This window comes from Vibrio sp. Vb1337 (assembly GCF_033338715.1).
Lineage (GTDB): Bacteria > Pseudomonadota > Gammaproteobacteria > Enterobacterales > Vibrionaceae > Vibrio > Vibrio alginolyticus.
In genome coordinates this window covers 1-1,556 of the sequence record NZ_JAWOTD010000084.1, presented here as the reverse complement: position 1 = coordinate 1,556, position 1,556 = coordinate 1, and the positions used below count along the sequence as shown (strand labels likewise).

The window sequence follows — 1,556 nt, the reverse complement described above, 5'->3', positions numbered from 1 at the left end:
GCTGCGCCAAGCGCCAGATATGATTTTGATTGGCGAGATCCGTAGCCGAGAAACGATGGAATACGCGATGACCTTCGCCGAAACGGGTCACCTGTGTATGGCAACGTTGCACGCCAACAACGCCAACCAAGCGTTAGAGCGTATTCTCCATTTGGTGCCTAAAGATCAAAAAGAGCAATTCTTGTTTGATTTGTCGATGAACCTAAAAGGCGTGATTGGTCAGCAGCTGATCCGTGATAAGAATGGTCAAGGACGTCATGGTGTGTTTGAGATCTTGCTAAACAGTCCACGAGTGTCGGATTTGATCCGTCGTGGTGATTTACACGAATTGAAATCAACCATGGCACGATCCAATGAGTTTGGCATGCTGACGTTTGACCAATCGCTCTACAAGCTGGTGATGCAAGGTAAGATCAGCGAAGAGGATGCACTGCACAGCGCGGATTCTGCCAACGATCTTCGTTTAATGCTGAAAACACAGCGTGGTGAGCCGTTCTCTACAGGCAGTCTTGCCAACGTCAAAATCGATATGGATTAAGCGTATTAAAGACACAAAAAAGGTTGGCTTCTGCCAACCTTTTTCATTGTGCTTGCAAGGTTTATTCGCCCCAAAGCGCTTCAAACCAACTTTCCAGAATGACCACGGCAGATTGGCAGTCGATATTGCCTTTCGATAAGGCTTTGTAGCCACCCATACTGAACAATTCTGCGCGCGCTTCTGAAGTTGATAAGCGCTCATCATGCAATTCAACAGGCAAGCCATAACGACCTTGCAGACGCTTCGCGAATTTTTTCGCTCGTGGGGTGATGGTTTCTAAATCTTTACCATGCAAATCCGTTGGCAAGCCTACGACCAATAAGTCTGGCTGCCATTCTTTAATTTGCTTTTCGATGTCATCCCAATTTGGAATGCCATCATTGGCTTTAAACGCTTTCAGTGGTGAAGCGGTGCCAGTGATTTCTTGACCAATCGCGCTACCAATACTTTTAGTACCGAAATCGAAGGCCATTATTGTGCGTGACATACAGTGTCTCAAATCTTAATGAAGTGGAAGTTAAGGAAGGCGGTTGCGTTACGCATGACCTGCGTCTGCCGACAATTGGCTTGGGTCGATACCTAGCTTTTCTACCGCTTTTTTCCAGCGCTCTGTAATGGGCGTATCGAAGATGATTTCTGGTGTGGCTTCGATGGTTAGCCAAGAGTTTTCAACCAGTTCATTTTCTAACTGACCAGCACTCCAACCGGAATAACCAAGAGCAACCAAATAGTCACTTGGCTCAGCCTCTGTCCCCAATACGGAAAGAATATCTCGCGAAGTGGTGACAGCAAGGTCATCGGTCATTTGAATGCTGGATTCATAGTAATCTTTCGGTTTATGTAGAATAAAACCACGGTCTTCTGAGATTGGACCGCCATTGTAGACGGGTCTATCTAAGCTGGCTTCAAACAGGCGCGGGTGAACAGGCTGCACGTCAACTTGCTTGAGCATGTTGCCTACGGTGATATCCACAGGCGCGTTGATCATCAGGCCCATAGCGCCTTCTTCGGTATGTTC

The 1,556-nt window shown here is 47.1% G+C and carries 3 protein-coding genes; 1 reads left to right on the top strand and 2 read right to left on the bottom strand.

Translation table 11 applies throughout. From position 1 onward, the window contains the following. Positions 1-538, top strand: a 538-nt coding sequence (locus tag R7E42_RS24010; protein ID WP_318073088.1) for an ATPase, T2SS/T4P/T4SS family, incomplete at its 5' end; no start/stop codon positions are given. A 61-nt stretch (positions 539-599) separates the two neighbouring features. Here R7E42_RS24010 and ruvX read toward each other — a convergent pair. Together ruvX and R7E42_RS24000 are read right to left on the bottom strand one after the other, a co-directional pair. After that, positions 600-1,025: a Holliday junction resolvase RuvX gene (gene ruvX / locus R7E42_RS24005; protein WP_005461715.1), complete on the bottom strand. Its 426-nt coding sequence runs from the start codon at positions 1,023-1,025 to the stop codon at positions 600-602. Positions 1,026-1,073: 48 nt separating this feature from the next. After that, the coding region (locus tag R7E42_RS24000; protein ID WP_318073087.1) for a YqgE/AlgH family protein at positions 1,074-1,556 on the bottom strand (483 nt) is incomplete at its 5' end.